The sequence below is a fragment of the Candidatus Omnitrophota bacterium genome, from assembly GCA_028715965.1.
In the GTDB taxonomy this organism is placed as follows: Bacteria; Omnitrophota; Gorgyraeia; order Tantalellales; family Tantalellaceae; genus JAQUQS01.
This window is the reverse complement of record JAQUQS010000001.1, coordinates 104,873-128,821: the sequence shown is the minus strand read 5'-3', so window position 1 is coordinate 128,821 and position 23,949 is coordinate 104,873. Positions and strand designations below refer to the sequence as shown.

24 protein-coding genes and 1 tRNA gene are annotated in these 23,949 nt (G+C 51.4%); all 25 read left to right on the top strand.

Annotated features, from left to right (window positions below):
* The 25 genes from hisI to PHH49_00580 all read left to right on the top strand — a co-directional run bounded on the left by hisI (position 1) and on the right by PHH49_00580 (position 23,946).
* The gene (hisI, locus tag PHH49_00700) at positions 1-384 is read left to right on the top strand and encodes a phosphoribosyl-AMP cyclohydrolase (GenBank protein ID MDD5487470.1); all 384 of its coding nucleotides are present in this window, start codon (positions 1-3) and stop codon (positions 382-384) included.
* A 15-nt stretch (positions 385-399) separates the two neighbouring features.
* A complete protein-coding gene (gene trpE / locus PHH49_00695) occupies positions 400-1,884 on the top strand; it encodes an anthranilate synthase component I (protein ID MDD5487469.1) in 1,485 nt (494 codons plus the stop codon).
* Positions 1,881-2,444, top strand: a complete 564-nt coding sequence (locus PHH49_00690; GenBank protein ID MDD5487468.1) for an aminodeoxychorismate/anthranilate synthase component II — start codon at positions 1,881-1,883, stop codon at positions 2,442-2,444. Before trpE ends, PHH49_00690 begins: the two co-directional genes overlap by 4 nt.
* Positions 2,445-2,455: 11 nt before the next feature.
* The gene (gene trpD, locus PHH49_00685; protein ID MDD5487467.1) at positions 2,456-3,478 is read left to right on the top strand and encodes an anthranilate phosphoribosyltransferase; all 1,023 of its coding nucleotides are present in this window, start codon (positions 2,456-2,458) and stop codon (positions 3,476-3,478) included.
* A gap of 22 nt (positions 3,479-3,500) precedes the next feature.
* Positions 3,501-4,277 (top strand): indole-3-glycerol phosphate synthase TrpC, encoded by a 777-nt coding sequence (trpC, locus tag PHH49_00680; protein ID MDD5487466.1) that lies wholly within the window; start codon positions 3,501-3,503, stop codon positions 4,275-4,277.
* A 22-nt stretch (positions 4,278-4,299) separates the two neighbouring features.
* The gene (locus PHH49_00675) at positions 4,300-5,658 is read left to right on the top strand and encodes a TrpB-like pyridoxal phosphate-dependent enzyme (protein MDD5487465.1); all 1,359 of its coding nucleotides are present in this window, start codon (positions 4,300-4,302) and stop codon (positions 5,656-5,658) included.
* Between the two features lie 19 nt (positions 5,659-5,677).
* Positions 5,678-6,361 (top strand): phosphoribosylanthranilate isomerase, encoded by a 684-nt coding sequence (locus PHH49_00670; protein MDD5487464.1) that lies wholly within the window; start codon positions 5,678-5,680, stop codon positions 6,359-6,361.
* Positions 6,333-7,523, top strand: coding sequence for a tryptophan synthase subunit beta (gene trpB, locus PHH49_00665; GenBank protein MDD5487463.1), 1,191 nt, complete (start codon positions 6,333-6,335; stop codon positions 7,521-7,523). Before PHH49_00670 ends, trpB begins: the two co-directional genes overlap by 29 nt.
* The gene (gene trpA, locus PHH49_00660; protein ID MDD5487462.1) at positions 7,520-8,356 is read left to right on the top strand and encodes a tryptophan synthase subunit alpha; all 837 of its coding nucleotides are present in this window, start codon (positions 7,520-7,522) and stop codon (positions 8,354-8,356) included. Before trpB ends, trpA begins: the two co-directional genes overlap by 4 nt.
* A 9-nt stretch (positions 8,357-8,365) precedes the next feature.
* Positions 8,366-8,779 carry a Holliday junction resolvase RuvX gene (ruvX, locus tag PHH49_00655; GenBank protein MDD5487461.1) on the top strand — a complete coding sequence of 138 codons (414 nt, stop codon included), beginning with the start codon at positions 8,366-8,368 and terminating at the stop codon, positions 8,777-8,779.
* A gap of 23 nt (positions 8,780-8,802) precedes the next feature.
* On the top strand, positions 8,803-10,074 hold the full coding sequence (locus PHH49_00650) for a pitrilysin family protein (GenBank protein MDD5487460.1): 1,272 nt from the start codon (positions 8,803-8,805) through the stop codon (positions 10,072-10,074).
* 15 nt (positions 10,075-10,089) lie between these two features.
* Positions 10,090-10,731: a ribulose-phosphate 3-epimerase gene (rpe, locus tag PHH49_00645; GenBank protein MDD5487459.1), complete on the top strand. Its 642-nt coding sequence runs from the start codon at positions 10,090-10,092 to the stop codon at positions 10,729-10,731.
* Between the two features lie 59 nt (positions 10,732-10,790).
* Positions 10,791-12,218, top strand: coding sequence for a phosphoglucomutase/phosphomannomutase family protein (locus PHH49_00640; GenBank protein MDD5487458.1), 1,428 nt, complete (start codon positions 10,791-10,793; stop codon positions 12,216-12,218).
* 36 nt (positions 12,219-12,254) lie between these two features.
* Positions 12,255-14,057 (top strand): translation elongation factor 4, encoded by a 1,803-nt coding sequence (gene lepA, locus PHH49_00635; protein ID MDD5487457.1) that lies wholly within the window; start codon positions 12,255-12,257, stop codon positions 14,055-14,057.
* The gene (lepB, locus tag PHH49_00630; GenBank protein ID MDD5487456.1) at positions 14,054-14,647 is read left to right on the top strand and encodes a signal peptidase I; all 594 of its coding nucleotides are present in this window, start codon (positions 14,054-14,056) and stop codon (positions 14,645-14,647) included. The genes lepA and lepB overlap by 4 nt, the downstream gene beginning before the upstream one ends.
* 4 nt (positions 14,648-14,651) lie before the next feature.
* The gene (locus PHH49_00625) at positions 14,652-15,188 is read left to right on the top strand and encodes a CDP-alcohol phosphatidyltransferase family protein (protein MDD5487455.1); all 537 of its coding nucleotides are present in this window, start codon (positions 14,652-14,654) and stop codon (positions 15,186-15,188) included.
* Positions 15,172-16,521: a ribosome biogenesis GTPase Der gene (gene der / locus PHH49_00620; GenBank protein MDD5487454.1), complete on the top strand. Its 1,350-nt coding sequence runs from the start codon at positions 15,172-15,174 to the stop codon at positions 16,519-16,521. Before PHH49_00625 ends, der begins: the two co-directional genes overlap by 17 nt.
* Positions 16,518-17,174 (top strand): glycerol-3-phosphate 1-O-acyltransferase PlsY, encoded by a 657-nt coding sequence (gene plsY, locus PHH49_00615; protein MDD5487453.1) that lies wholly within the window; start codon positions 16,518-16,520, stop codon positions 17,172-17,174. The genes der and plsY overlap by 4 nt, the downstream gene beginning before the upstream one ends.
* A gap of 154 nt (positions 17,175-17,328) precedes the next feature.
* Positions 17,329-17,694, top strand: coding sequence for a hypothetical protein (locus PHH49_00610; protein ID MDD5487452.1), 366 nt, complete (start codon positions 17,329-17,331; stop codon positions 17,692-17,694).
* A gap of 272 nt (positions 17,695-17,966) precedes the next feature.
* The gene (locus PHH49_00605) at positions 17,967-18,947 is read left to right on the top strand and encodes an NAD(P)-dependent glycerol-3-phosphate dehydrogenase (protein ID MDD5487451.1); all 981 of its coding nucleotides are present in this window, start codon (positions 17,967-17,969) and stop codon (positions 18,945-18,947) included.
* A gap of 14 nt (positions 18,948-18,961) precedes the next feature.
* A tRNA-Pro gene (locus PHH49_00600) sits at positions 18,962-19,040 on the top strand.
* 36 nt (positions 19,041-19,076) lie between these two features.
* Positions 19,077-20,375 carry a homoserine dehydrogenase gene (locus PHH49_00595; GenBank protein ID MDD5487450.1) on the top strand — a complete coding sequence of 433 codons (1,299 nt, stop codon included), beginning with the start codon at positions 19,077-19,079 and terminating at the stop codon, positions 20,373-20,375.
* Positions 20,376-20,395: 20 nt separating this feature from the next.
* Positions 20,396-21,457 (top strand): threonine synthase, encoded by a 1,062-nt coding sequence (gene thrC / locus PHH49_00590; GenBank protein ID MDD5487449.1) that lies wholly within the window; start codon positions 20,396-20,398, stop codon positions 21,455-21,457.
* Between the two features lie 4 nt (positions 21,458-21,461).
* Positions 21,462-22,661, top strand: coding sequence for a cofactor-independent phosphoglycerate mutase (locus PHH49_00585; GenBank protein ID MDD5487448.1), 1,200 nt, complete (start codon positions 21,462-21,464; stop codon positions 22,659-22,661).
* A gap of 34 nt (positions 22,662-22,695) precedes the next feature.
* Positions 22,696-23,946, top strand: a complete 1,251-nt coding sequence (locus PHH49_00580; GenBank protein ID MDD5487447.1) for an aspartate kinase — start codon at positions 22,696-22,698, stop codon at positions 23,944-23,946.
* Positions 23,947-23,949 lie beyond the last annotated feature (3 nt).

Sequence of the window (23,949 nt, the reverse complement as noted above, 5' to 3'; positions counted from 1 at the left end):
ATGGGGTTATCGGAACAATTGAACTTTGACGAAAAAGGTCTTATACCGGCGATAATACAGGACGCGGACACGGGAAAGGTGTTGACGCTCTGTTATATGGACAGGGAGGCGCTGGAGCGTACTCTTGAGGTAGGGAAGATACATGTATATCGCCGGTCCAAGGGCAGGGTAATGATAAAAGGGGAAACGTCCGGGTGCGAACAGGACGTACGGGAAGTCTTTGTCGACTGCGCGAACAATTCGCTCCTGTTCAAGGTTGACCAGCACAGGGCGGCGTGCCACAAAGGATATTTCACCTGTTATTTCGAGAAGGTCCGGAGCGACGGGACGAGAACGGTATCGGAAGAGCGCGTGTTCGATCCCAAGGAAGTATACGGTAAATAGAACGGGACAGATGAGATGAGTAGAGCAGAGTATTATCCGAGTAAAAAGGAATTTCTCAAACTGGCGGGAAAGGGGAACGTTATTCCGGTCTACAGGGAGATGCTGGCGGATTTTGACACGCCGCTCTCGGCTTTCCTCAAGATAGACAAAGGCCCGTTCTCGTACCTTCTTGAATCGGTAGAAGGCGGCAAGCATGTCGGGCGATATTCATTTCTGGGCAGTGACCCGTCCCTGGTCATCGAGAGCAAAGGCGCGGACATGAAGGTGAGGCGCGGCCCGGAAGTGGAATCATACAAGACCTCTACCGACCCAATAGACGAGGTCAGGTCGATAATGAAGGATTTCCGTTTTGTGCCCGTGAAGGGGCTTCCCCGGTTCTGCGGGGGGCTCGTCGGGTATATCGGGTACGATATGGTACGTTTTGTGGAGGAGGTCCCCGACAACAACCCGGAAGAGCTGGACATGCCGGACATGCAGCTCGTGCTTACGGATACCATTCTTATTTTCGATCATGTCGATCATAAGATCAAGATAGTGTCCAACGCGATACTTGACGGGGACGCTTCGGGCGCCTATGACGCGGCTGTAGAGAAGATCGGGGCGATAGTGGAAAAGATGAGGCTGCCGGTCACCGAACCGAAGGTCTCGACGGGCATGACCGCGAACAAGGTCGAGTCGAATTTCACGGAAAGCGCGTTCGGCGATGCCGTGGAGAAAGCCAAAGAATATATACGTGCCGGTGAGATAATACAGATAGTGCTATCACAGAGGTTCAGGCGCAGGACCGGCGCGGATCCCTTCTCGGTCTACAGGGCGTTAAGGTCCATAAACCCGTCACCATACATGTACTACCTTAAGTTCGGGGACCAGCGTATCGTGGGTTCATCCCCGGAGATACTGGTGCGCTGTGAGGACGGGAACGTGGAAATAAGGCCCATAGCGGGTACACGTAAGCGGGGGGAGAGCGAAGAAAAGGATATTGAGCTGGAAAAAGAGCTGTTGGCCGATCCCAAGGAAAGGGCCGAACACGTGATGCTGGTGGATCTCGGGCGTAATGACATAGGCAGGGTATGTGAGTATTCCTCGGTCAAGACGCTGCAGCTCATGCATATCGAGAGGTATTCCCACGTGATGCATATTGTAAGTGACATCGTCGGAAAGCTCGGCAAGGATAAGGACGTTTACGATCTTATCCGCGCGACCTTTCCGGCCGGTACCGTGAGCGGCGCGCCCAAGGTAAGGGCCATGGAGTTAATAGACGAGCTGGAGAACCTGAGACGTGGTCTTTACGCGGGATGCATTGGTTACATAAGTTTCTCGGGCAATATCGATATGTGTATCACCATAAGGACCATCATAATGGATGGGGATGAGGCCAATATCCAGGCTGGCGCCGGTATTGTGCTGGATTCCGACCCTGTCAACGAGTTCAAGGAAACGGTGAACAAGGCCATGGCCATGATGAAGGCAATAGATTTCGCGGAAGAGGGGCTGGAATGATATTGGTCATCGATAATTATGATTCGTTCACATATAACCTCGTGCAGTATCTCGGGGAAATGGGGGCTGATCTGGTGGTGTATCGCAACGACCAGATAACGTTGGAAGAGGTGGCCGATATGGCCCCGGAGAAGATCATTATATCACCCGGACCCGGACGCCCTGCCGATGCCGGGATCTCCGAAGATGTGATCAGGATGATGCAGGGTAAAGTGCCCATACTGGGGGTCTGCCTGGGGCACCAGTGCATAGCCGAGGTCTATGGCGCTAAGGTTGAGAGGGGCGACAACATAATGCATGGGAAAACCAGCCTCATATACCATGACGGTAAAGGTATATTCAAGGGTATTCCTTCCCCGTTCGAGGCGACCAGATATCATTCCCTCCTGGCGGAACCTTCCACAGTGAAGGACCCGCTGGAGGTGACCGCATGGACCGAGGACAAGGAGATAATGGGCCTGGCCCATAAGGAAATGGCTGTCTGGGGAGTGCAATTCCACCCCGAGTCCATATTGACGTTCGAAGGAAAAAAACTGTTGGGTAATTTTCTGGAGGCATGAACCGCATGGATATGAGTAAGATGATAGAAAAAGTGGTGACTCGCACCGATCTGGACGAGAAGGAGACTTTCGCCGTATTCGATCACATCATGACAGGTAAAGCCACTCCGGCACAGATAGCGTCTTTTATAACGGCTCTCAGGATCAAAGGCGAGACCGTTGACGAGATAACGGGTGCGGCGCGTGTGATGCGCCAGAGGTCCCTGAAGATCAACGCGGGAAGCGGCAATGAGCCGGTCATCGACACTTGTGGTACGGGTGGGACGGGCAAGAACACTTTCAATATTTCCACGACCGCGGCGTTCGTGGTGGCGGGATGCGGCGTAAAGGTAGCTAAACACGGGAACAGGGCGGCGTCCGGCAGGTGTGGAAGCGCGGACGTGTTGGAAAAGCTGGGAGTCGGTATAGATGTGCCTCTCAAGGTCTCGGAAAAATGCCTGAAGGAGATCGGGATATGTTTTATGTTCGCCCCGCTTTACCATGGCGCGATGAAATACGCGGTCGCTCCGCGCAAGGAGATAGGCATACGTACCATATTCAACCTGCTCGGGCCGTTATGCAATCCCGCACAGGCGGATTGCCAGGTGATGGGTGTATGCACCAAGAACCTTACCGAGCTAATGGCAGGCGTGTTGAAGCGCCTGGGGAGCAAAAGGGCGTATGTGGTCCATGGTAGTGGCCATCTGGACGAACTGTCCATATCGGGATTGTCCCTGGTGAGCGAGCTCAAAGGCGGCAGGATAAGGTCCTATTACCTGAACCCGGGAGCGTTCGGGTTGCGTAAGGCCCCAATAGAGGCCATAAAAGGCGGGTCGGCCAGGGCTAACGCCCGTATGGTCAAGGCCGTATTGTCCGGGAAAAAGGGCCCACACAGGGATATTGTCCTTATGAACGCGAGCCTGGCGCTTATGGCCGCGGGTAAAGTGCACGACCTCAAGGAAGGCGTCAAAATGGCCGGGACATGCATAGATTCCGGGCGCGCATTGGAAAAACTTGCGGTGATGGCAAAGATGACCTCCGCAGGAACAAAATGATATTATCCCAGGAGTGGAGAAAATGATACTTTCGAAAATAATAGAGGAAAAGAAACGCGAGATAGACAGGGCCCAGAAGAAAATATCCCTCAGCCAGATCAGGAAAGAGGCCGAGAACCTGTATATAAGCAGCCAGTTCAAGAAGAACATATCGCGGAAAGGGCATATCAACCTGATCGCGGAGATAAAGAAAAGGTCGCCTTCAAAAGGGGTCATAAGGGCGGATTTCAACCCGCTCAAGATAGCGCTTACTTACCAGGCGTCAGGGGCTAGCGCCATAAGCGTGCTTACCGACGAAAGGTTCTTTGACGGGAAATTGGAGTACATAAACGAGGTAAAGAGGAACGTCACTATCCCTGTTCTCAGGAAAGAGTTCATCATAGACGAATACCAGATATATGAATCGGCCGTGGCCGGGGCGGACGCGATACTCCTGATCGCCCAGATACTTACCCAGGAGGAACTGGCGAGGTATCTGAGCCTCGCGAAAGAGATGGGCATGGATGTCCTGGTGGAGGCCCACAATGAGGAGGATATCGAGAAAGCCGTGGCCAGCCACGCGTTGATCATCGGCATAAATAACAGGGACCTCAAGGATTTTGAGGTCGATATATCGGTAACACAGAGGCTCATGAGACATGTCCCGGAAAACAAGATAATAGTATCGGAAAGCGGCATACGGACCTATGAGGACGTTATGTTCCTCAAAAGCCTGGGTGTGAATGCCGTACTTATCGGCGAGACGTTCATGGCGTCCGATAATATAGGGGATAAGGTCAGGGAGTTGATGAGAGAATGATCAAAATTATGGAGGTACACTAATGGATGATTATAAGATACTTCTCAGTGAAAAAGAGCTTCCCACTAGGTGGTATAACATACAACCGGACCTGCCACAGCCGTTAAAGCCGCCGATCAACCCGGCGACGGGTAAGCCGATAAGCCCTGATGACCTGTTGCCGATATTTCCCAGGAACATCATCGACCAGGAAATATCGATGGAGAAATACATCGAGATACCGGATGAGCTCATGGATATTTACCGGTTGTGGAGGCCTACGCCGCTTAGAAGGGCAAGGAGACTGGAGAAGATGCTGGGTACGCCGGCAAGGATATATTATAAGGACGAGAGTGTTTCTCCTCCCGGCAGCCATAAGCCGAACACGGCGGTCGCGCAGGCATATTACAACAAGCAGGCGGGCGTGAGGAAAATAACCACGGAAACGGGCGCGGGGCAATGGGGAAGCGCTCTTTCGTTCGCGTGTAACCTGTTCGGGCTCGAATGTGAGGTATACATGGTCCGGGTCAGTTATGACCAAAAACCTTACAGGAAGTTCCTTATGCATGTATGGAACGGCAAAGTGTATCCGTCCCCCAGCGAAAGGACCGAAACCGGCAGGAAGATACTCGCCGAGTTCCCTGATACGACTGGCAGTCTGGGCATGGCCATCTCTGAGGCCATAGAGGCCGCGGTAAAAGAAGATGACGTTAAATATTCACTTGGCAGTGTGCTTAACCACGTGCTGTTGCATCAGACGATAGTGGGGCAGGAAGTGAAGAAACAGCTGGCTATCGCGGGTGAAAGCCCTGACGTATTGATCGGGTGTTGCGGGGGCGGAAGCAACTTCGCGGGGTTCGCGTTCCCGTTCGTCAAGGATAAGCTTGACGGCGCGGATATAAAGATAATAGCGACCGAACCCACGGCATGCCCCACCTTGACAAGGGCGCCGTATAGATATGATTTCGGGGATACGGCGAAAATGACGCCGCTTCTCATGATGCATACGCTGGGACACGGTTTCGTCCCGCCGGGGATACACGCCGGAGGGCTCAGGTACCATGGCATGGCGCCTCTTGTAAGCCTTCTTGTCGACCAGAAGGTAGTGGAGGCCAAGGCCTACCACCAGAACAGTGTTTTCGACGCGGCGGTCATGTTCGCCAGGGCTGAAGGGATCATTCCCGCTCCTGAGACCTCACACGCTATAAGATCGGCTATCGACGAGGCTATCAGGTGTAAGGAGGAAGGAAGGGAAGAGTGTATCGTGATGATGTTCAGCGGACATGGACACTTTGACCTGGCGTCCTATAACGCGTATCTTTCCGGGCAACTGGAAGATTTCGAGCTGCCGGATGAGAAAATACAGCTCGCGCAGAAAGATATCCCGTGCGTAGCCGGATAGAAGAAAAGAGCCCGATCACATGACGAAAGTCAAGATATGTGGTATAACACGAGCGGAGGACGCGCTGGACTCGTTCAGGCTAGGTGCGGACCTTATTGGGCTCATATTCATAAAGGGGACACCACGGGCCGTTCCTGAGAGCCGGGCAATAGAGATACTTGAGGCCGCGCGGAAGAATGGGTACACCAGCGGATTTACCGGCCTCTTCATGGATAGCCCGGTGGACGAGGTTAGCGACATGGTAGTGCGCTGTGGCATTGACCATGTACAATTGCATGGCGATGAGAGCCCGGAGTACTGTGAAAGGCTGGAGAACGTTCTTTTGGGGAAAGGCGCGCGCGGGGTAAAACTGCTCAAGGTGCTTAAGGTCGGTACCGATGGGATAATTCATCCCGGGGGTAAAAGTTGTCGGGACTACCTTTGCGTGGATTATTTTGTGTTCGACACCTATGACAAGGATTTCCATGGAGGCACCGGTAAGGTCTTTAACTGGGATGTGCTCAGAAAAAGGATACGGGATATAAATAAGCCTTTCTTCCTGGCGGGAGGACTTGATCCCGATAACGTTGCGCGTGCGGTACTTGAGCTGTCACCGTTCGGAGTTGATGTTTCCAGCGGGGTGGAAAAACTGACCGCGATAAAAGATAAAGTATTATTGAGGGAGTTCATAAAAAATGCGAAAAAAACAGGACCTACCGGATAAAAAGGGATATTTCGGCGAGTTCGGGGGGAGGTTCGTACCCGAAACACTTATGCCGGCCGTGGAAGAACTGGAAAGAGCTTACAGGAAAATATGCATGTCCGCGCCTTTCCGGAAAGAACTAAGGTATTATCTCAGGGAATATGTGGGGAGGCCTACGCCGTTGTATTATGCCGAAAGCCTTACGCGTACTCTGGGCGGTGCCAGGATATATCTCAAGAGGGAGGACTTGCTGCACACCGGCGCGCATAAGATAAATAATACCGTGGGGCAGGCAATCCTGGCGAAAGAGATGGGCAAGAGGAGGCTGATAGCCGAGACCGGAGCCGGACAACATGGTGTGGCTACGGCTACCGTTGCCGCGCTTTTCGGCATGAAATGCGCGGTGTATATGGGCACGGAAGACATAGAAAGGCAGAGCCTCAACGTGTCCAGGATGAATCTCCTGGGAGCCGAGGTCATCCCTGTCGATAGCGGCTCATGTACCCTTAAGGACGCGATGAACGAGGCTATAAGGGATTGGGTGACCAACGTAGGGGATACGCATTATGTGATCGGATCAGTGGCTGGCCCGCATCCTTATCCTATGATGGTACGGGATTTCCAGTCCATAATAGGCAGAGAGACAAAAAAACAGATCATTAAGATCGAAGGCAGGCTGCCTTCGTACCTGGTGGCCTGTGTGGGCGGAGGCAGTAACTCAATGGGGCTTTTCCATGAGTTCTACGGCGATAAGGCCGTGAAGTTCATAGGGGTCGAAGCGGCGGGGGCGGGACTGTCGACCGGTAAGCACGCGGCAGCGCTCAAAAAAGGCCGCCCTGGAGTGCTGCATGGGAGCAAAAGTTATCTCCTGGAAGACAGTGATGGCCAGATACAACTGGCGCATTCGGTGTCGGCCGGACTTGATTATCCCGGCGTTGGCCCGGAACATTCTTTCTATAAGGATTCCGGTCGGGCGGAATATGTGTCAATAACGGATAAAGAGGCGCTTTGCGGAGTGAAGACCCTTGCCGTCTGTGAAGGCATAATGCCGGCACTTGAGTCGGCGCACGCTGTAGCTTATCTTCCCGAACTGGTAAAGAGGGCGAAGAAGAAAGACATCATAGTATTGTGTCTTTCCGGTCGAGGGGACAAGGATATGAACATAATCAAGGAATACTTATGACTGGAAAAAACGTAAAAAGATCACTAAGTTCGAACAGGATAGTATCCATGTTCGAAAGACTGGCCGGGCGTAAAGCCCTGATTACTTATATTACCGCCGGGGACCCGGACCTGGGGACCACGGAGAAGCTTGTCAGGGGACTGGCCGGGTCCGGGGCGGATATGGTCGAGTTAGGTATACCGTTCTCGGATCCCATGGCGGACGGACCTACGATACAACGTGCTATCCATAGATCCCTTACGGCAGGATGTACGGTAAAAAAGGTACTTGATCTCGTGAAAAGGACAAGGAAGAGCATTGATGTGCCGATAGCGTTCATGACCTATTACAACATAATCTTTACGTACGGTGTTGAGAGGTTCGCGCGTGCCGCTGCTTCTTCCGGCGCTGACGGGATAATAGTCCCGGACCTTCCCATGGAGGAAGCCGGGCTACTTGAAAAAGCGTGCAGGAGGAACAATGTTTGCCTGATAATGTTGGCCGCCCCCACAACCTCCATGAAGAGAACCCGCGAGATATCGAACATGTCCGGAGGGTTCCTGTATTATGTCTCTCTCACCGGTGTTACGGGCGAAAGGACAGGATTGGCCCACGGGCTTAAGAGCAGGGTAGAAAAACTCAGGAAGATATCCAATGTGCCTGTGTGCGTGGGGTTCGGGATATCCACTCCGGCCCAGGCGCGCGATATAGCGTCGGTATCTGACGGAGTCATAGTGGGTAGCGCGGTGATCAAGATCATCGAAAAGAACCTTGGGAACAGGGAAAGGATGCTGCGAACGGTGAGGAAGTTCGTCCGGGATATGGCGGACGCTGTGCACGCGGCAAAGGGGTGAGGCCTGAGCATGAGAGTGATGGGGCTTGATATAGGCATGAAGCATATAGGAGTGGCCGTATCTGACGAGAGCGGGACCATAGCCCAGGGTAGGGGTGTAGTGGAGAGGAGGACCGATCGTGACGCTGTTTCCAGGATAAAGGAACTCGCGGATGAATATGGTGTAAAGGAAATAGTGGTGGGTTTTCCTATCAATATGAACGGGACCGTCGGAGAGCGTGGCAGGGATAGCGAGGTCCTGGCCGAGAAGATAAAAGAAGCCACAGGACTTAATGTGGTGCTATGGGACGAACGGCTTACCACGCGGGGCGCGGAAAGCGTGCTGATATCCGCGGACGTATCACGCAGGAAGAGGAAGAAAGTGGTCGATAAAATAGCCGCACAGCTGATATTGCAGGAATATCTTGATAGCATGGAGAAATAGGTCGGAACACGGACGGGAGATGCATGTTCGAGAAAAAAAGGACAGATAACGGGCTGACGATGATGGTTTCCCCTATGCGCCATATGTCGTCGGTATCGCTTGGTATATGGATAGGTGTTGGGGGGAGATATGAGCCGGCGGAGGTCAGTGGAATAAGCCATCTTATAGAGCATATGCTTTTCAAGGGTACCAATACGCGTGACGCGAAGGCACTTAAGGAATCAGTCGAAGGTGTCGGAGGTTCCTTCAACGGGTTCACGTCTGATGAGGTCACATGTTACATGGTGAAAGTGCCTTCGAGGTATACGGGACTGGGAATGGAAATATTGTCGGACATGGTGCTTGACCCAAAGTTTGACGGCGGGGATCTTGCCAAGGAAAAATTCGTCGTTTGCGAAGAGATAAAAATGTACCGGGACCAGCCGTCTGAACATGTACTGGATCTTTTGAACGGGATAATGTGGCCGGACAATCCTCTGGGAAGACCGCTTACGGGTACGATAGCCACCGTTAAGAGCATAGACCTGGACAAGCTTTGGGCGTTCAAGAAAGGGAACTACCATCCCGCCAATATCGCGATCGTGGCTACCGGAGATGTCGATATGGGCGTCATACGGAAATATATGCCTTCCGGGTTCAGTGCCATGAAAAAGAAGGACAGGAAAAAGGTCAAGAGGCCTGTTGTCCGTTCTACCGGACCTGTGGTCAGATTCTCCGCGGATGACGCGCAGCAGGTCCATATTGCCATGGGGTTTTACGCTACCGCGAAGGATATGAGGGAAAGGTTCGCGATAAAGATCTTGAACGTTATTTTAGGGGGGAACATGTCTTCCCGGCTTTTCGAGGAATTAAGGGAAAAGAACGGTCTTTGTTACGATATATCCTCTTCGTACAAACGGCATAGCGATGTAGGAGAGTTACAGATACATGCCGGGGTCGATACGAGAAAAGCTTCCCGGGCCCTTGACGCCATTACAGGGGAAATAAAGAAAATGAAGGATCTCGGGATAACCCCGGATGAGCTTGAAAGGGCCAAACGATATACAAAAGGACAGTTCGAGCTCGCGATGGAGGCCACATCCTCGAGGATGCTATGGCTGGGAGATCGTTTGATGGTCCACGGGGAGGTGCCGCAGGTCAAGGAAGTCCTGGCCAATATAGACCACGTGACGGAAGAGGATGTCTTGCGGGCGTCACGCCACGTATTCGACCGTCGTGCCGTAAGGCTGGCTGTGGTCGGGAATGTCCAGGAAAAGGAAAGAAGGGTGATGAAAAGAGGGGTAAATGGTCTGTAAAGGAGCGGTAATATCATGAAAAAAAGCGTAATGGTAGCGCCAAGCATATTGTCGGCCGATTTTTCCAGGTTAGGCCGGGAGATAAAGGACATCGAGGCGGCCGGCGCTGACTGGGTACATATTGACGTAATGGATGGGGCTTTTGTCCCGAACATAACGATAGGGCCGCTGGTCGTGCGATCCATCCGCCCTGTTTCCAAGCTCTTTTTCGATGTGCATCTCATGATCAATGATCCGGGAAAATATGTGGGAGACTTCGCTGATGCCGGGAGTGATCTTATAACGTTCCACGCCGAGGCTGTGGACGATCCGGCCGGCATTATCGGGAAAATAAGGCAGAAAGGAAAAAAAGCCGGTATATCCGTAAAACCGGGGACCGATATATCCAGGGTTAAGGGTCTGCTTCCCGAACTTGATCTGGTGCTGGTCATGACGGTCGAACCGGGTTTCGGCGGGCAGGCGTTCATGCCGGAAATGCTCGACAAGGTGAAGGAGATAAGGGGATGTTTCGACGGGTATATCCAGGTAGATGGTGGGATAAACGTCGATACCGCTAGGCAGGCTGTGGACGCGGGTGTTGATGTCCTGGTGGCCGGTACGGCGGTGTTCGGGAAGTCAGATTATAAGATGGCCATAGAGGCGCTTAAGGGAAAATGACCCGATGCCGCGACGGATATCGTGGCATCAATAAAAGATAAGAACGGAGGAGGAAAGGGATGTCCAACATAAAATTCGGGACCGACGGGTGGAGGGCGATAATAAGCAAGGATTTTACGTTCGATAACGTGGAAATAGTGGCGCAGGCCATAGCGGATTTCATCAAAGCGCAGAAAAAGCCCATATACAGGAAAAGGAAGATAGTGGTCGGGTATGACACGCGATTCCTTTCGAAAGAGTATGCCGAGACTGTGGCGTGTGTTGTCGCCGCGAACGGGATAAAAGTGGTTTTGTCGGATAAACCGAGCCCGACGCCGGCGGTTTGCGTGTATATAAGGGAGAAGAAACTCACGGGTGGCGTGATGATAACGGCAAGCCATAACCCCTTTAGTTATAACGGAATAAAATATAAAGGTTATTTTGCCGGGTCGGCCGGGAGTGATATCATCGATGATATCGAAAAACGGCTTTATAAGTCCAAGGTGAAGAAGGTCGACATGGACAAAGCTGTATCGGATAAAAAGGTCATGATAGAGGACATAGTTTCAGTCCAGCTCAAGGTAGTGAAAAAATACGCGGACATGAAAAAACTTAAGAAAGCCAAACTCAGGGTGCTGATCGACTCGATGAACGGTACCGGCGGGAATTATATCAGGACGATATTGAAAGACACCTCGATAAAGACCGACTACATCTATGACGAGGTGAATCCCGGGTTCAACGGAAGACCGCCGGAACCTAACGAAAAACACCTGAAGGAGCTCGTGGCCGGGATAAAGAAAGGTAAGTATGACCTGGGGATCGCCACGGACGGTGATTCCGACCGGCTTGCCGTTGTTGACGAAAAGGGCAACGTGCTTTCAGGGCATAAGCTCATGGCGGTACTTCTTCTTCATCTTTTTCGCAACAGGAAGAAAAAAGGCGGCGTGATCCAGACGATATGTGGCACCGGACAGATAGAGAATATGTGCAGGAAGTTCGGGCTTAAATGTTATGAAACGCCTGTCGGGTTCAAATACATCTGCGAGATGATGCTGAAGAAAGATATACTGATAGGTGGCGAGGAAACGGGTGGCGTGACGTTCAAGGGATATGTGCCGGAACGCGACGGGTTCCTTTCAGCGCTTTTGGTGATGGAGCTCATTGTGTCGGCGAAGAAGCCGCTTTCGCGTATCGTAGCCGATATGAACCGGGAGTTCGGGGATTACGTCTACGAGAGAGAGGACATGGTGTTCGACAGTTCTAAGAGGAAAAAACTGATGAAGGGGCTCAAGGACAAGCCTTTGAAGGACGTGCTTGGAAGGCCTGTGGTCGACATCAAGGATTATGACGGGACAAAATTCATTTGTGATGACGGGAGCTGGCTTCTGGTAAGGCTTTCAGGGACAGAGCCCAAGCTCAGGATATATTCGGAGACGCGGACCAGGGGCATGTCGCTCAAGTATATAGGCGCCGGGAAGAAATACGCCTTAAAATTAATGTCATGATGAACGTATACATATACTCAAAAAGGCAGACATAATATGTACGGACTGGACAAGATACGCAATTTTTGCATAATCGCGCATATAGATCATGGTAAATCCACGCTCGCGGACAGGATCATCCAATATACCCATACTGTAGAGGACAGGCAGTTCAGGGACCAGCTCCTGGATAATATGGACCTTGAGCGTGAACGGGGTATAACCATCAAATCAAGCGCGGTCAGGATATATTATGACGCCGATGACGGGAACAAATATCTTCTTAACCTCATCGATACTCCGGGGCATGTTGATTTCTCGTATGAGGTCTCGAAATCCATAGCCGCGTGCGAAGGAGCCTTGCTCCTGGTGGACGCGGTGCAGGGGGTAGAGGCGCAGACGCTGGCTAACCTTTACCTGGCGATGGAGCATGACCTCAAGATAATACCTATAATAAACAAAATAGACCTCAAGAACGCGAGGATAGAAGAGGTCAAACACCAGATATTCGATCTTCTCGGGTGTGACGACGACGATATCCTGATGATCAGCGCCAAAGAAGGACTGGGTACAAAAGAAGTGCTGGAGGCCGTGGTGAAGAACGTGCCCCCGCCGGCCGGTAAAAGTGAAGACCCCCTGCAAGCCCTCATCTTCGACTCCTCCTATGATATATACAGGGGAGTTATAATATACGTGAGGATAATCAACGGGGAGCTTCGGCCTGGCATGGAAATAGAGATGATGAACAAGGGATCCAGGTATGAGGTGAAAGAAACGGGTGTTTTCGTCCCGAGCGAACGGACCGTGGAGCGGTTGGGTTGCGGTTCGGTCGGATATATAGTATGTAATATAAAGGAAGCAAAAGAGGTCGTCGTGGGGGATACCATTACGGACGCCTTGTGTCCCGCTTCCAGCCCGCTGCCCGGGTATAAGAAGGTCAAGCCCATGGTGTTCAGCGGTATATTCCCCGTGAGCAACGAGGATTATGAGGACCTCAAGGTCGCCATGGACAAGATGCAGCTCTCTGACCCCTCTTTCATGTATGAGCCGGAAATATCCGCGGCCCTGGGATTCGGGTTCCGTTGCGGGTTCCTGGGTCTGCTGCATATGGAGATAATCCAGGAAAGGCTGGAAAGGGAATTCAACCTGGATCTTATAGCTTCCAGCCCCAGTGTTAACTACCGGGTAAAAATAAGCGGCCAGGACGAGATGATGGAAGTGGATAACCCGACGAAATATCCCGAGAACGAAAAGATCGAGTATGTGGAAGAACCTTTTGTAAGGTGCCATATCTTCTCCCCGGCCGAGAGCCTTGGTACGCTCATGCAGCTCTGCGAGAACAAGAGGGGGGAGTTCATCAGCACGAAATATCTGGACCCCAAGCGTATACAACTCACTTATAACATGCCGCTCGCCGAGATAGTGATCGATTTCTATGATAAGATAAAGTCCTCGACCCAGGGATACGGGTCCCTTGATTACGAGCTTATAGGATATCGCAGGTCTAACATCGTGAAACTGGACATCTTGATAAACGCCGTTCCGTGTGACGCGCTTTCGGCCATTGTACACAGGGATCGGGCGAGGACGAGAGGAAAAGAGCTGGTGGAAAAACTCAAGGAGAGCATACCGAAACATCTTTTCAAAATAGCGTTGCAGGCGGCTATCGGAGGGGAGATCGTGGCTAGAGAGGATATCTCGGCCCTCAAGAAGAATGTTACCAGCAAGTGTTATGGAGGAGATATAACCAGGAAGAGGAAGCTATGGGAGAAACAGAAAGAGGGAAAGAAAAAGATGCGCAGGATCGGCAAGGTGGATGTGCCGAAGGAAGCGTTCCTGAAGGCAATGAGAGTTTCGTGATCTATCGTAAATACTCATGGGACTGGTGGTGGTACGAATGGGTGAAGCCGGTCCTGGTCGCTGGGGTGCTGGCGCTTTTCATCAGGACGTTCATCATACAGCCGTTCAAGATACCGTCCCATTCCATGTTCCCTACGCTTAAGCCGGGCGACCGTATATTCGTCAACAAGTTCGTGTATGGGGCGAAAATACCGTTCACCCATATTAAGCTGCCGGAACTGGAAGATCCGGTATCCGGTGATATCGTCGTGTTCAAGTCCCCGGTCGAAAAGAAAAAGTTCCTCATTAAGCGTTATATAGCCGGGCCTGGGGATACGGTCATGATACAGAACGGCAAGGTGTACGTGAACGGTAAGGTCCTGGACTCAGTACCGTTCAACCGTTTCTACTATTACGGCAAGGGCGAGTATGGGGAGGAAGGGAAAGAGATACATGTTCCCGAGGGAGAGTTCTACGTGCTTGGGGATAACAGCGCTAACTCGCTTGATTCCAGGTATTGGGGGTTCACCCCGGTAGACAATATGGTCGGCAAGGCTTTCGTGATACACTGGCCTATTACGAGGATACGTCTCTTAAAAGGTGGGGATTAAAGGGATGAACCTGGCGAATCGTCTTACGTTGTTAAGGATAGTGCTTGTTCCGGTCTTTATAACGCTTGTGCTTTATGGTAAGCTTACCGAAGCGCTTGTAGTCTTCACAATAGCCACGATCACGGACGCTTTGGACGGATATATAGCCAGGACCAGGAACGAGAAGACCGAGATTGGGGCGGTGATGGACCCGTTGGCGGATAAACTGCTTATCGGCAGCGCGTTCATAAGTTTCAGCCTTGTGTCCGGCCTGCCTGAGCACCTGAAAATACCGGTATATGTGCCGGTGATCATAATATCGAGGGACGTGATCATTCTCGCGGGGATAGCGTCCATTAACATGATCTTCGACAAAGTGGACATAAGGCCCACAGTGATAGGGAAGATCACCACGTTCTTCCAGATGCTGACAGTTATAGCGCTTCTTGTGGAGTTCATATATTCAAAATGGTTGTGTAGCGTGACCGTGGTACTTACGGTCATATCGGGGTTGGATTATTTAAGGATAGGGTCCGGGTATATAAATGGAAAATCCGAATGAACTTCCGACAATAAGCATAGTCGGCAGGCCTAATGTGGGAAAATCTTCCGTCTTCAACTGTCTTCTTGGGGAAAGAAAGGCGGTCGTTGTAGAGCAGTCCGGTACTACCCGGGACAGGGTGGAGTCTTTTGTGGACATCGGGGGGGCAAAGGCAAGGCTCATCGATACGGGCGGGTATATGGCCGGAGATAAGGATCGGTTCTCACATGAGATCCAGCAGCAGATATTCAGCGCCATGGAGGAGGCGGAGCTCATTCTGGTAGTAGTGGACGCCATGGCGGGTATGACGCCGATGGATACGGAAATAGCGTTCCTTTTGAGGAAGTACAGCAAAAATATCCTTCTTGTGGCGAACAAGGTCGATAACGCTAGGATAGAGAGCGGGATATCCGAGTTCTATACGCTTGGACTGGGGGAGCCCATGCCGATCTCCGCTTTGCACAAGAGGGGTGTCCAGTCACTGAAAAAGCATATCAGGAAGATCATGGGTGCCGCCAGTGGCAGGCCTGCCGTGAAAAAAGACACGCGGTACATCAAGATAGCCGTGGTCGGGAGGCCGAACGTCGGGAAATCATCGTTCGTGAACGCCCTGCTGAAAAAGAAGCGGTTCATCGTCAGTGAGGTCCCCGGGACGACCAGGGATTCCATGGATACATATTTCAAGTATGATGATACCGATTATATATTGATCGACACAGCCGGTATCAGGCACAGGAAAAAGGTCAAGGAACCGGTGGATTCCTACAGTATGATGCGTTCGCGTGACGCGATAGAAAGGGCGGATGTCGCCTTTCTTCTTATTGATGCCGCGGAGGGGATGACGAGGGACGATACGGGTATATTGAATTTCATAGAAGAGCAGGGAAAAGCGTGCCTTGTCCTCATAAATAAGTGGGACCTTGCCGCCGGCGTCGATGACGTGGACCAGGATGGTTATAAAGACCATCTTCTGGAAGAGAACAGCAAGCTTGAAAAATATCCGCTGCTTTACGCTTCCGCCAAGAAAGATTATAACGTGCTTGAAAGTCTTGCCATAGCGAAGGAGCTGGATACATCGCTTAACATGAAAGTCCCGACGCCGGCGCTTAACAAGGTGTTCGAGAAAAGGGACCCGGGGCAGGTGCCCGTTCCCCGAAGGGACAAACGGCCTAATTTCCTGTACATTGTGCAGACCGGGACACGGCCGATAAGTTTTGATTATTTCGTGAACGACCCCGCATGGGTATCTCCGGCACATTTGAGCTTTATCGAGAACCAGCTCAGGAGTAATTTCCCTTTAAAGGGTCTCCCGGTGAGGATAAATCTAAAGAGATCGAGAAAGGAAAGAAAATGATATATATATTTCTCGCGATAATATGCGCGTATCTCATTGGTTCTTTCCCTACCGCGTATATATTCGGCAAGGCAATGAAGGGGATCGACATTCGCGAACATGGCAGTGGAAATGTAGGCGCTACGAATGTCGCGAGGACCATCGGTAAAAAAGCCGCTATAGCGGTCTTCATCATAGATGTGCTCAAGGGGTTCGTCGCGGTAACGTTGTTGCCGGAGATGTTGAAACGTCTTGTGCCGGAAATGGCGGATAAGTATTTCATATCTGATATACCCAGACAACTGAGTGTTGTCGTGATCTTTCTGGGAGTGGCGGCTATCGCCGGGCATATCTGGAATGTTTTTCTTGGGTTCAAGGGGGGGAAGGGTGTAGCGACGACCGCTGGCGTGATCGGAGGCATGATGCCCGTGGTGCTTGCCGCCTGCCTGTTGGTCTGGGGGGTGGTATTCATGTTCACCCGATATGTGTCGATCGCGTCCATTTCAGCGGCTTTGGTCCTTCCTGTTCTTACCATGGTCACCGGAAAAGATCTTGAGGTAGTTCTTTTTTCGTGCGGACTGTGTTTTCTAGGCATCTATTCACATCGTAGCAATATCAGGCGTCTTTTCCAGGGGACCGAAAACCGCTTCGTTAAGATTAAAAAAAGCCAGTAATATTCTCTTGTTTTATTTTGTGGATGCTGTATAATAGCATTGTTAGCACAAGAAAAAGGAAATATATAAATTAGATATATTCGGCAAAAGGGGAAACCCCGTTTTTTTAGGAAACTTATTCAATAGATTTAAAAAGTCATAACCAAGGGCAGTCATGAAGGAATTATTTTACAAAAGCAAATTAGGCGATAATCCCAGAAAAAGTGAGATATCTATAGAGGAGATATCTGCACGTTCACGTAATAAAGTTTCCAAGAAGTGGATGTGTAAGTACTTTATAAAGGAAAGGTTTACATCGGAGAACAAACAGGTGATAAAAGAGTGGATACGCGCAAAAACGGATGAGGGCACTAAAAGAGACTGTCATATCCTCCGGCATGTGGATACGCGTACCGGGGAGAACAAGATAATATGCAAGATATTGGGGGAAATATTCGTGGTTTCGCGGCATACCGCGTACCGGATCATGTACCTTAATGAACTGAAGATCACTATAGACCAGATCAAGGAGAAAGCATGAACATGAAAATGTCCGATCCCGCGCATGTATTGACGTTTCTGGTGGTCATATGGAAGATATCCATGTTAAAAGGCCGCTTATTCCTCCTAGAGAGGATAAATAACAAATGATCTCCTAAAGGTGCTGCACTTAGGTGCAGACACTACCTCCTAAAGGTGAGAGGGATGGAACCCGGTCCATCCCTCTCTTTCTTTCCAGGGTCCACGTAACTCCCCTATAATAGTAATCTTATTGACTATAAAAATCATCTATGTTAAACTTTCAAGGTTATTATGAGCAAAGTTACCGTAATAGGAGACGGCGGCTGGGGTACGGCTTTGGCTATACTTCTTGATTCTAAGGGTATAGAGACCACTTTGTGGAGTTTTTCCCCTGAATACGCCGATTATATCGATAAGCACAGGGAAAATCCCAAATTCCTCAAAGGGATACGTATCCCTAAGGGGATAAAGGTCACTTCTGAAGTATCAGAAGCGTCCGGTTCCGGATACGCGGTCTTTGTTGTGCCGTGTGAATATCTCGGCCAGACCGCGAAGAGATTCATCGCGGCCGATTTTAAGAATGTGATAAGCGCTACAAAGGGGATCGAATACGATACATTGATGCGTCCGTCGGAGATCCTTTCGGGGCTTTTCCCGAATACCGAAATAGGCGCGTTATCCGGGCCCAGCATAGCTTATGAGGTGGCCCAGAAAGTGCCGACGGCCGTGGTCCTTGCCGGGAGCAGAGGGCATATGAAAGAGGCCCAGGAGATACTGACCACCGACCGGTTCCGTATCTATACTTCGGACGATATCACGGGCGTGGAGCTCGGTGGGGCGCTAAAGAACGTTATCGCCATAGCCGCGGGCATATCGGACGGTCTGGGGTTCGGTACGAATACAAAAGCGGCCATACTTACGAGAGGGCTTGCTGAGATCACCAGACTTGGCGAGAGAATGGGAGCGAAGGCCGATACTTTCAGAGGTCTTAGTGGTATGGGAGATCTGGCGACGACCTGTATAAGCCCGCGTAGTCGTAACAGGTGGTTGGGGGAGGAATTGGGCAAAGGCAGGTCCGCCCGGGAGGTGCTTGAAGGTACCGAGATGGTAGTTGAAGGCGCGGCAACTTGTAGAGCCGTAAGGCAACTGGCAGATAAATACAACGTTGAGATGCCAATAAGTTCCAAAGTGTATGAAGTTATCTACGAAGGCAAGAACGCGGCGGAAGCGGTTACAGAGCTGATGACGCGAGATCTCAAAATAGAAGATTGAGTACAATCCATAGTCGGGACGTAGCGCAGTCTGGTTTAGCGCACTAGTCTGGGGGACTAGGGGTCGCCGGTTCAAATCCGGCCGTCCCGACCATTTTTTCAAGACCTTATACTGACGGAAAGAGGAGAGATGAAAACGGTCAATATAGGCATAATAGGCGTTGGTACCATAGGCAAGGGCGTATATGATGCTGTGATAAGCAATGGACCTCTTATCGAGAAAAGGGCCGGGGTGTCTTTAAAGGTCAAAGGTGTATGCGATAGTGCGGCGGCCGCGTTGAAAGACATTTCCAGGGGAAAATGTGATATCATTACCGGGTCCTATGATGATCTGCTGAACGATAACGACATAGACGTGATCGTTGAACTTATTGGCGGTATTGAGCCGGCAAAGAGCATAATACTTGGGGCGATACGTAAGGGCAAGCATGTAGTTACGGCTAACAAGGCCCTTTTATCCGAGCACTGGAAAGAGATCTTTTCGGCGGCTTCCGCGAAAGGTGTATCCGTGAATTTCGAGGCGAGTGTAGGCGGCGCCATACCCGTTATCAGGACCTTACGTGACAGTTTTGTCGCTAACAGGATAGAGACCATATACGGCATACTCAACGGTACGACCAATTTCATATTGACGGAAATGTCGGAAAAAGGATGTTCTTTCGCCGACGCCCTGGGGACCGCGCAGGCCAAAGGGTTCGCTGAAAGCGATCCGACCCTGGATATAAGCGGGGCCGACAGCGCGCATAAGCTGGCAATATTGTCGGTACTGGGATTTGGCGCGGATGTTACGGCAAAAGACGTTTACACCGAAGGGATAGAGCTTGTATCCAGCCAGGACATCAGGAACGCCGCAAGATGGGGATATAGCGTTAAGCTCCTGGCTATCGCCAAGAATACCGCCGACGGCATAGAGCTTCGGGTCCATCCGACGTTGATACCGGTATCTCATCTTCTTTCGGGTGTACGCGGCGCGGACAATGCCATATTCATCAAGGGTGACCTCGTCGGGGAATCGCTGCTTTTTGGCAAAGGGGCCGGAAGCAGGCCGACAGCGAGTTCCGTTATGGGCGATATCATCGAGATAGCAAGGAACATGAACAGCTCCGGGAGTCCGGACCAGCCGGCATGCGACCCGGTTTTCGCTCCCGGTGGCAGGATAAAGAAGATGGAAGATATAAAGATATCTTATTACCTGAGGTTCTCCGTTATTGATAAGCCCGGTGTGCTGGCCGGTATATCTTCCGTTCTCGCTAAGAATAACATAAGTATCGCCAGTGTATCTCAGGACGAAAGGAATGAAGGTGGGCCGGTGCCCGTGATAATACTTACGCATAAAGCGCTTGAAGGCGATATGAGAAAAGCCATAATGGAAGCGGATAAGCTGGAACACGTAAGCGACAGTACGGTCGCCATAAGGATGGAACAGTAGCTTTTGATCGAGAGGAGAACATGGGACTTATAGACAAATACAGAAAATATCTTCCGGTATCGGGGAAAACCCCGGTGATCTCTCTTGAGGAAGGGGATACGCCGCTGATAAAAGCCGATCCTGTAGCCGCGGTCGTTGGCAAAGGATACAGGGTGTGGCTTAAGTATGAAGGCCTGAACCCTACCGGGAGTTTCAAGGACAGGGGAATGACCATGGCGGTCTCAAAAGCCCTGGAGGCGGGATCAAAGGCCGTCGCGTGCGCGTCTACGGGGAATACCTCGGCTTCGGCTGCGGCATACTCGGCACGTGCGGGCATAAAATGCATAGTGGTCATTCCCGAAGGCGCTATAGCGCTCGGTAAGCTGGCCCAGGCCCTTATACACGGCGCGAAGGTCATAGCAATCAAGGGTAATTTCGACGACGCGCTGGAAATAGTGAGAGAGCTTACGGAAAAGTATCCTATAACTTTGGTGAACTCGATAAATCCGTATCGTATCGAAGGGCAGAAGACCTCTTCTTTCGAGATATGCGATAAGCTGGGCCATGCCCCGGATTATCACGCGCTTCCGGTCGGGAATGCCGGGAACATCACGGCGTATTGGAAAGGATATAAAGAATATAAGGCCTCGGGTATTACCAGGTCATGCCCGGTAATGCTTGGTTTCCAGGCTGCGGGGGCCGCTCCCATAGTGGAAGGAAGGCCCGTAAAAGACCCGCAGACCATAGCGACGGCGATAAAGATCGGGAATCCCGCCAGTTGGAAGTCCGCCGAGGAGGCAAGGGATGAGTCCGGTGGGCTCATAGACAAGGTGACGGACGATGAGATCCTTGACGCCTATAAGTTCCTGGCCGGGAAAGTCGGGGTGTTCTGTGAACCCGCGTCGGCGGCAAGCGTGGCGGGTGTAATGAAAAAGGCGGGAGAGGGATATTTCCCGGAACTTGCGGATGGGGAGACAAAGGACATAATCTGTGTGCTCACGGGCCATGGGCTCAAGGATCCGGATCGCGCTATAAAATGCCTGGAACATCCTCCGGTAGTTGAGCCAAAGCTTGAAGAGGTGGTCAAGGAGGCTGGTCTATAATCTTATGAAGTATATTATCCTCGTTCCTGACGGTATGGCGGGAGAACCGCTGGAAGAGCTCAATGACCGTACATGTATGGAAGTGGCCAACGCGCCGGGCATGAACCTGATAGCGAAAAAAGGTATCGTTGGGATATCAAGCAATGTCCCAAAAGGTATGACGCCGGCGAGCGATGTGGCTAATCTTTCCATATTGGGATATGATCCCCGGAAATATTATTGCGGGAGAGGGCCATTGGAAGCGGCTAATCTGGGTGTGGACCTGGGGCCGAACGACGTGGCGTTCAGGTTCAACATGGTATCTATCTCCGACGGTATAATGGCCGATTATTCGGCCGGGCATATTTCTACGAAAGAGACCGATATGCTTGTCAAGGAGCTGGACAGATGTCTTGGAAGCAGCCGCTACAGGTTCTATACCGGGACAAGCTACAGGAACCTGCTTGTTATCAAGTGTTCGTCCCGGACCGAAGCCGAAAGACTGGCCAAGACGGAATGTTTCGCGCCCCATGACATACTGGACCAGCCGATAGACAAATATTACCCGAAAGAACAGGAACTGGTGGATATCATGGTCAGGGGGCGTGAGGTCCTCAAGGGACATGATATAAACAAGGTTCGTATCGACCTTGGCCAGAACCCGGCTGACATGATATGGGTATGGGGTCAGGGGAAAAAACCCGACATGCCATTGTTCTCGAGCGCTTACGGTCTTTCAGGGGCCATAATATCGGCGGTCGATCTTCTCAAGGGAATGGGCAAAGTGCTTGGGCTGCGGGTCATAGATGTGCCCGGTGCCACGGGTTATTACGATACGGATTACAGCGGAAAGGCTGAAGCGGCGCTCGAGGCGCTTGACGAGATGGATATGGTCTTCATACATGTAGAAGCCCCGGATGAAGCCGGGCATAATGGCGATATCCTGGAGAAGATAAAAGCCATAGAGAATTTTGACAGCAAGATCACTTCGCGGGTCTTGAAGGCCATGGAGAACAGTGGTAAGGACTTCAGGGTGCTTATCTCCCCGGACCATCCTACTCCCGTCAAGAAAAGGACCCATACTTCCGATCCGGTACCGTTCGCTATAGCCGGTAAAGGAGTGGAGCCGGATGGTGTTACGGTGTTCTCGGAAAAAGCCGCCAAAGCCGGCAGCATGGAGTTGAAACACGGGCATGAACTGATGAAGTTATTGATATCGAAATGACCCGGGACAGAAAAAGCAAATATAAGGGACGGAAATGGGCAGGAGAAAAGTCATAGTACAGAAATTCGGTGGCTCCAGCGTGGCCAATCCCGACAGGATAAAAGGGGTGGCGCGTAGAGTAGCGCTTACAAAACAAAAAGGGAACGATGTGGTCGTAGTGGTGTCGGCTTTGGGGGACACTACCGACGAACTTGTGGAGCTCGCGTCCCAGATAACGGATAACCCGTCGGACCGGGAGATGGACATGCTGCTTTCTACGGGGGAACAGGTCTCTGTAGCGCTTCTAGCTATGGCCCTGCATGAAAGGGAAGTGGAAGCGATCTCTTTCACCGGGGCCCAGGTCGGCATTGTGACAGACTCCTCACATACCAAGGCCAAGATACTGGATGTCGGCACTAAGCGTATAAAAAAGGAACTGGCCAAGGGCAAGGTTGTTATAGTGGCCGGCTTCCAAGGTATAAATCCGGACCACGAGATAACCACTCTCGGACGCGGTGGCAGCGATATGACGGCGGTAGCGCTGGCAAAAGTCCTTTCCGCGGACCTGTGCGAGATATATACCGACGTGAAAGGCGTGTATACCGCGGATCCCAGGGTCGTGCCGGATGCGCGTAAATTGAGCACGATAACTTATGAGGAAATGCTGGAAATGGCTTCTCTCGGGGCTCAGGTAATGCAGGCTCGGAGCATGGAAGTGGCCGGCAAATACAACGTTCCCATGCAGATAAGATCAAGCATGTCCCCGGAAGAAGGGACATTGGTAACCAGGGAGGTCAAGGATATGGAAGATGTTTTGGTCAGGGGCGTGACCTCGAACAAGAACGAGGCCAAAGTAACCGTTTGCGATGTGCCTGATAAGCCAGGTGAGGCCAGCAAGCTATTTGAGGAACTCGCGAAGGCGGATGTGAACGTGGATATGATAGTACAGAACATTTCCAGGACCAGGTCCACCGACATTTCCTTTACTGTCGAGGAAAAGGACCTTACCAGGACCCAGAATGTCATAAAGAGCATAGTGAAGCACATAGGCGCTAAGGGCGTGAAATTCGATAAGAACATCGCTAAGGTCTCGGTGGTCGGCATAGGAATGCGAAGCCATTCCGGTGTTGCCGCCAGGATGTTCAGGGCCCTGGCTACCGAGAAGATAAACATCGGCATGATCTCCACGAGCGAGATAAAGATATCGTGTGTAGTGGAAAAACAAGATGCTGACAGGGCGGTCCGTGTGATACATAAGGCTTTCGGGCTTGGAGAGAAGAAGCGGTCGTCCAAAAGGAAAAAATAGGCC

Excerpts from the sequence above, each read along its gene's own strand:
- hisI (MDD5487470.1), top strand. The coding sequence starts at position 1 with ATGGGGTTATCGGAACAATTGAACTTTGACGAAAAAGGTCTTATACCG.
- trpE (MDD5487469.1), top strand. The coding sequence starts at position 400 with ATGAGTAGAGCAGAGTATTATCCGAGTAAAAAGGAATTTCTCAAACTG.
- PHH49_00690 (MDD5487468.1), top strand. The coding sequence starts at position 1,881 with ATGATATTGGTCATCGATAATTATGATTCGTTCACATATAACCTCGTG.
- trpD (MDD5487467.1), top strand. The coding sequence starts at position 2,456 with ATGAGTAAGATGATAGAAAAAGTGGTGACTCGCACCGATCTGGACGAG.
- trpC (MDD5487466.1), top strand. The coding sequence starts at position 3,501 with ATGATACTTTCGAAAATAATAGAGGAAAAGAAACGCGAGATAGACAGG.
- PHH49_00675 (MDD5487465.1), top strand. The coding sequence starts at position 4,300 with ATGGATGATTATAAGATACTTCTCAGTGAAAAAGAGCTTCCCACTAGG.
- PHH49_00670 (MDD5487464.1), top strand. The coding sequence starts at position 5,678 with ATGACGAAAGTCAAGATATGTGGTATAACACGAGCGGAGGACGCGCTG.
- trpB (MDD5487463.1), top strand. The coding sequence starts at position 6,333 with ATGCGAAAAAAACAGGACCTACCGGATAAAAAGGGATATTTCGGCGAG.
- trpA (MDD5487462.1), top strand. The coding sequence starts at position 7,520 with ATGACTGGAAAAAACGTAAAAAGATCACTAAGTTCGAACAGGATAGTA.
- ruvX (MDD5487461.1), top strand. The coding sequence starts at position 8,366 with ATGAGAGTGATGGGGCTTGATATAGGCATGAAGCATATAGGAGTGGCC.
- PHH49_00650 (MDD5487460.1), top strand. The coding sequence starts at position 8,803 with ATGTTCGAGAAAAAAAGGACAGATAACGGGCTGACGATGATGGTTTCC.
- rpe (MDD5487459.1), top strand. The coding sequence starts at position 10,090 with ATGAAAAAAAGCGTAATGGTAGCGCCAAGCATATTGTCGGCCGATTTT.
- PHH49_00640 (MDD5487458.1), top strand. The coding sequence starts at position 10,791 with ATGTCCAACATAAAATTCGGGACCGACGGGTGGAGGGCGATAATAAGC.
- lepA (MDD5487457.1), top strand. The coding sequence starts at position 12,255 with ATGTACGGACTGGACAAGATACGCAATTTTTGCATAATCGCGCATATA.
- PHH49_00625 (MDD5487455.1), top strand. The coding sequence starts at position 14,652 with ATGAACCTGGCGAATCGTCTTACGTTGTTAAGGATAGTGCTTGTTCCG.
- der (MDD5487454.1), top strand. The coding sequence starts at position 15,172 with ATGGAAAATCCGAATGAACTTCCGACAATAAGCATAGTCGGCAGGCCT.
- plsY (MDD5487453.1), top strand. The coding sequence starts at position 16,518 with ATGATATATATATTTCTCGCGATAATATGCGCGTATCTCATTGGTTCT.
- PHH49_00610 (MDD5487452.1), top strand. The coding sequence starts at position 17,329 with ATGAAGGAATTATTTTACAAAAGCAAATTAGGCGATAATCCCAGAAAA.
- PHH49_00605 (MDD5487451.1), top strand. The coding sequence starts at position 17,967 with ATGAGCAAAGTTACCGTAATAGGAGACGGCGGCTGGGGTACGGCTTTG.
- PHH49_00595 (MDD5487450.1), top strand. The coding sequence starts at position 19,077 with ATGAAAACGGTCAATATAGGCATAATAGGCGTTGGTACCATAGGCAAG.
- thrC (MDD5487449.1), top strand. The coding sequence starts at position 20,396 with ATGGGACTTATAGACAAATACAGAAAATATCTTCCGGTATCGGGGAAA.
- PHH49_00585 (MDD5487448.1), top strand. The coding sequence starts at position 21,462 with ATGAAGTATATTATCCTCGTTCCTGACGGTATGGCGGGAGAACCGCTG.
- PHH49_00580 (MDD5487447.1), top strand. The coding sequence starts at position 22,696 with ATGGGCAGGAGAAAAGTCATAGTACAGAAATTCGGTGGCTCCAGCGTG.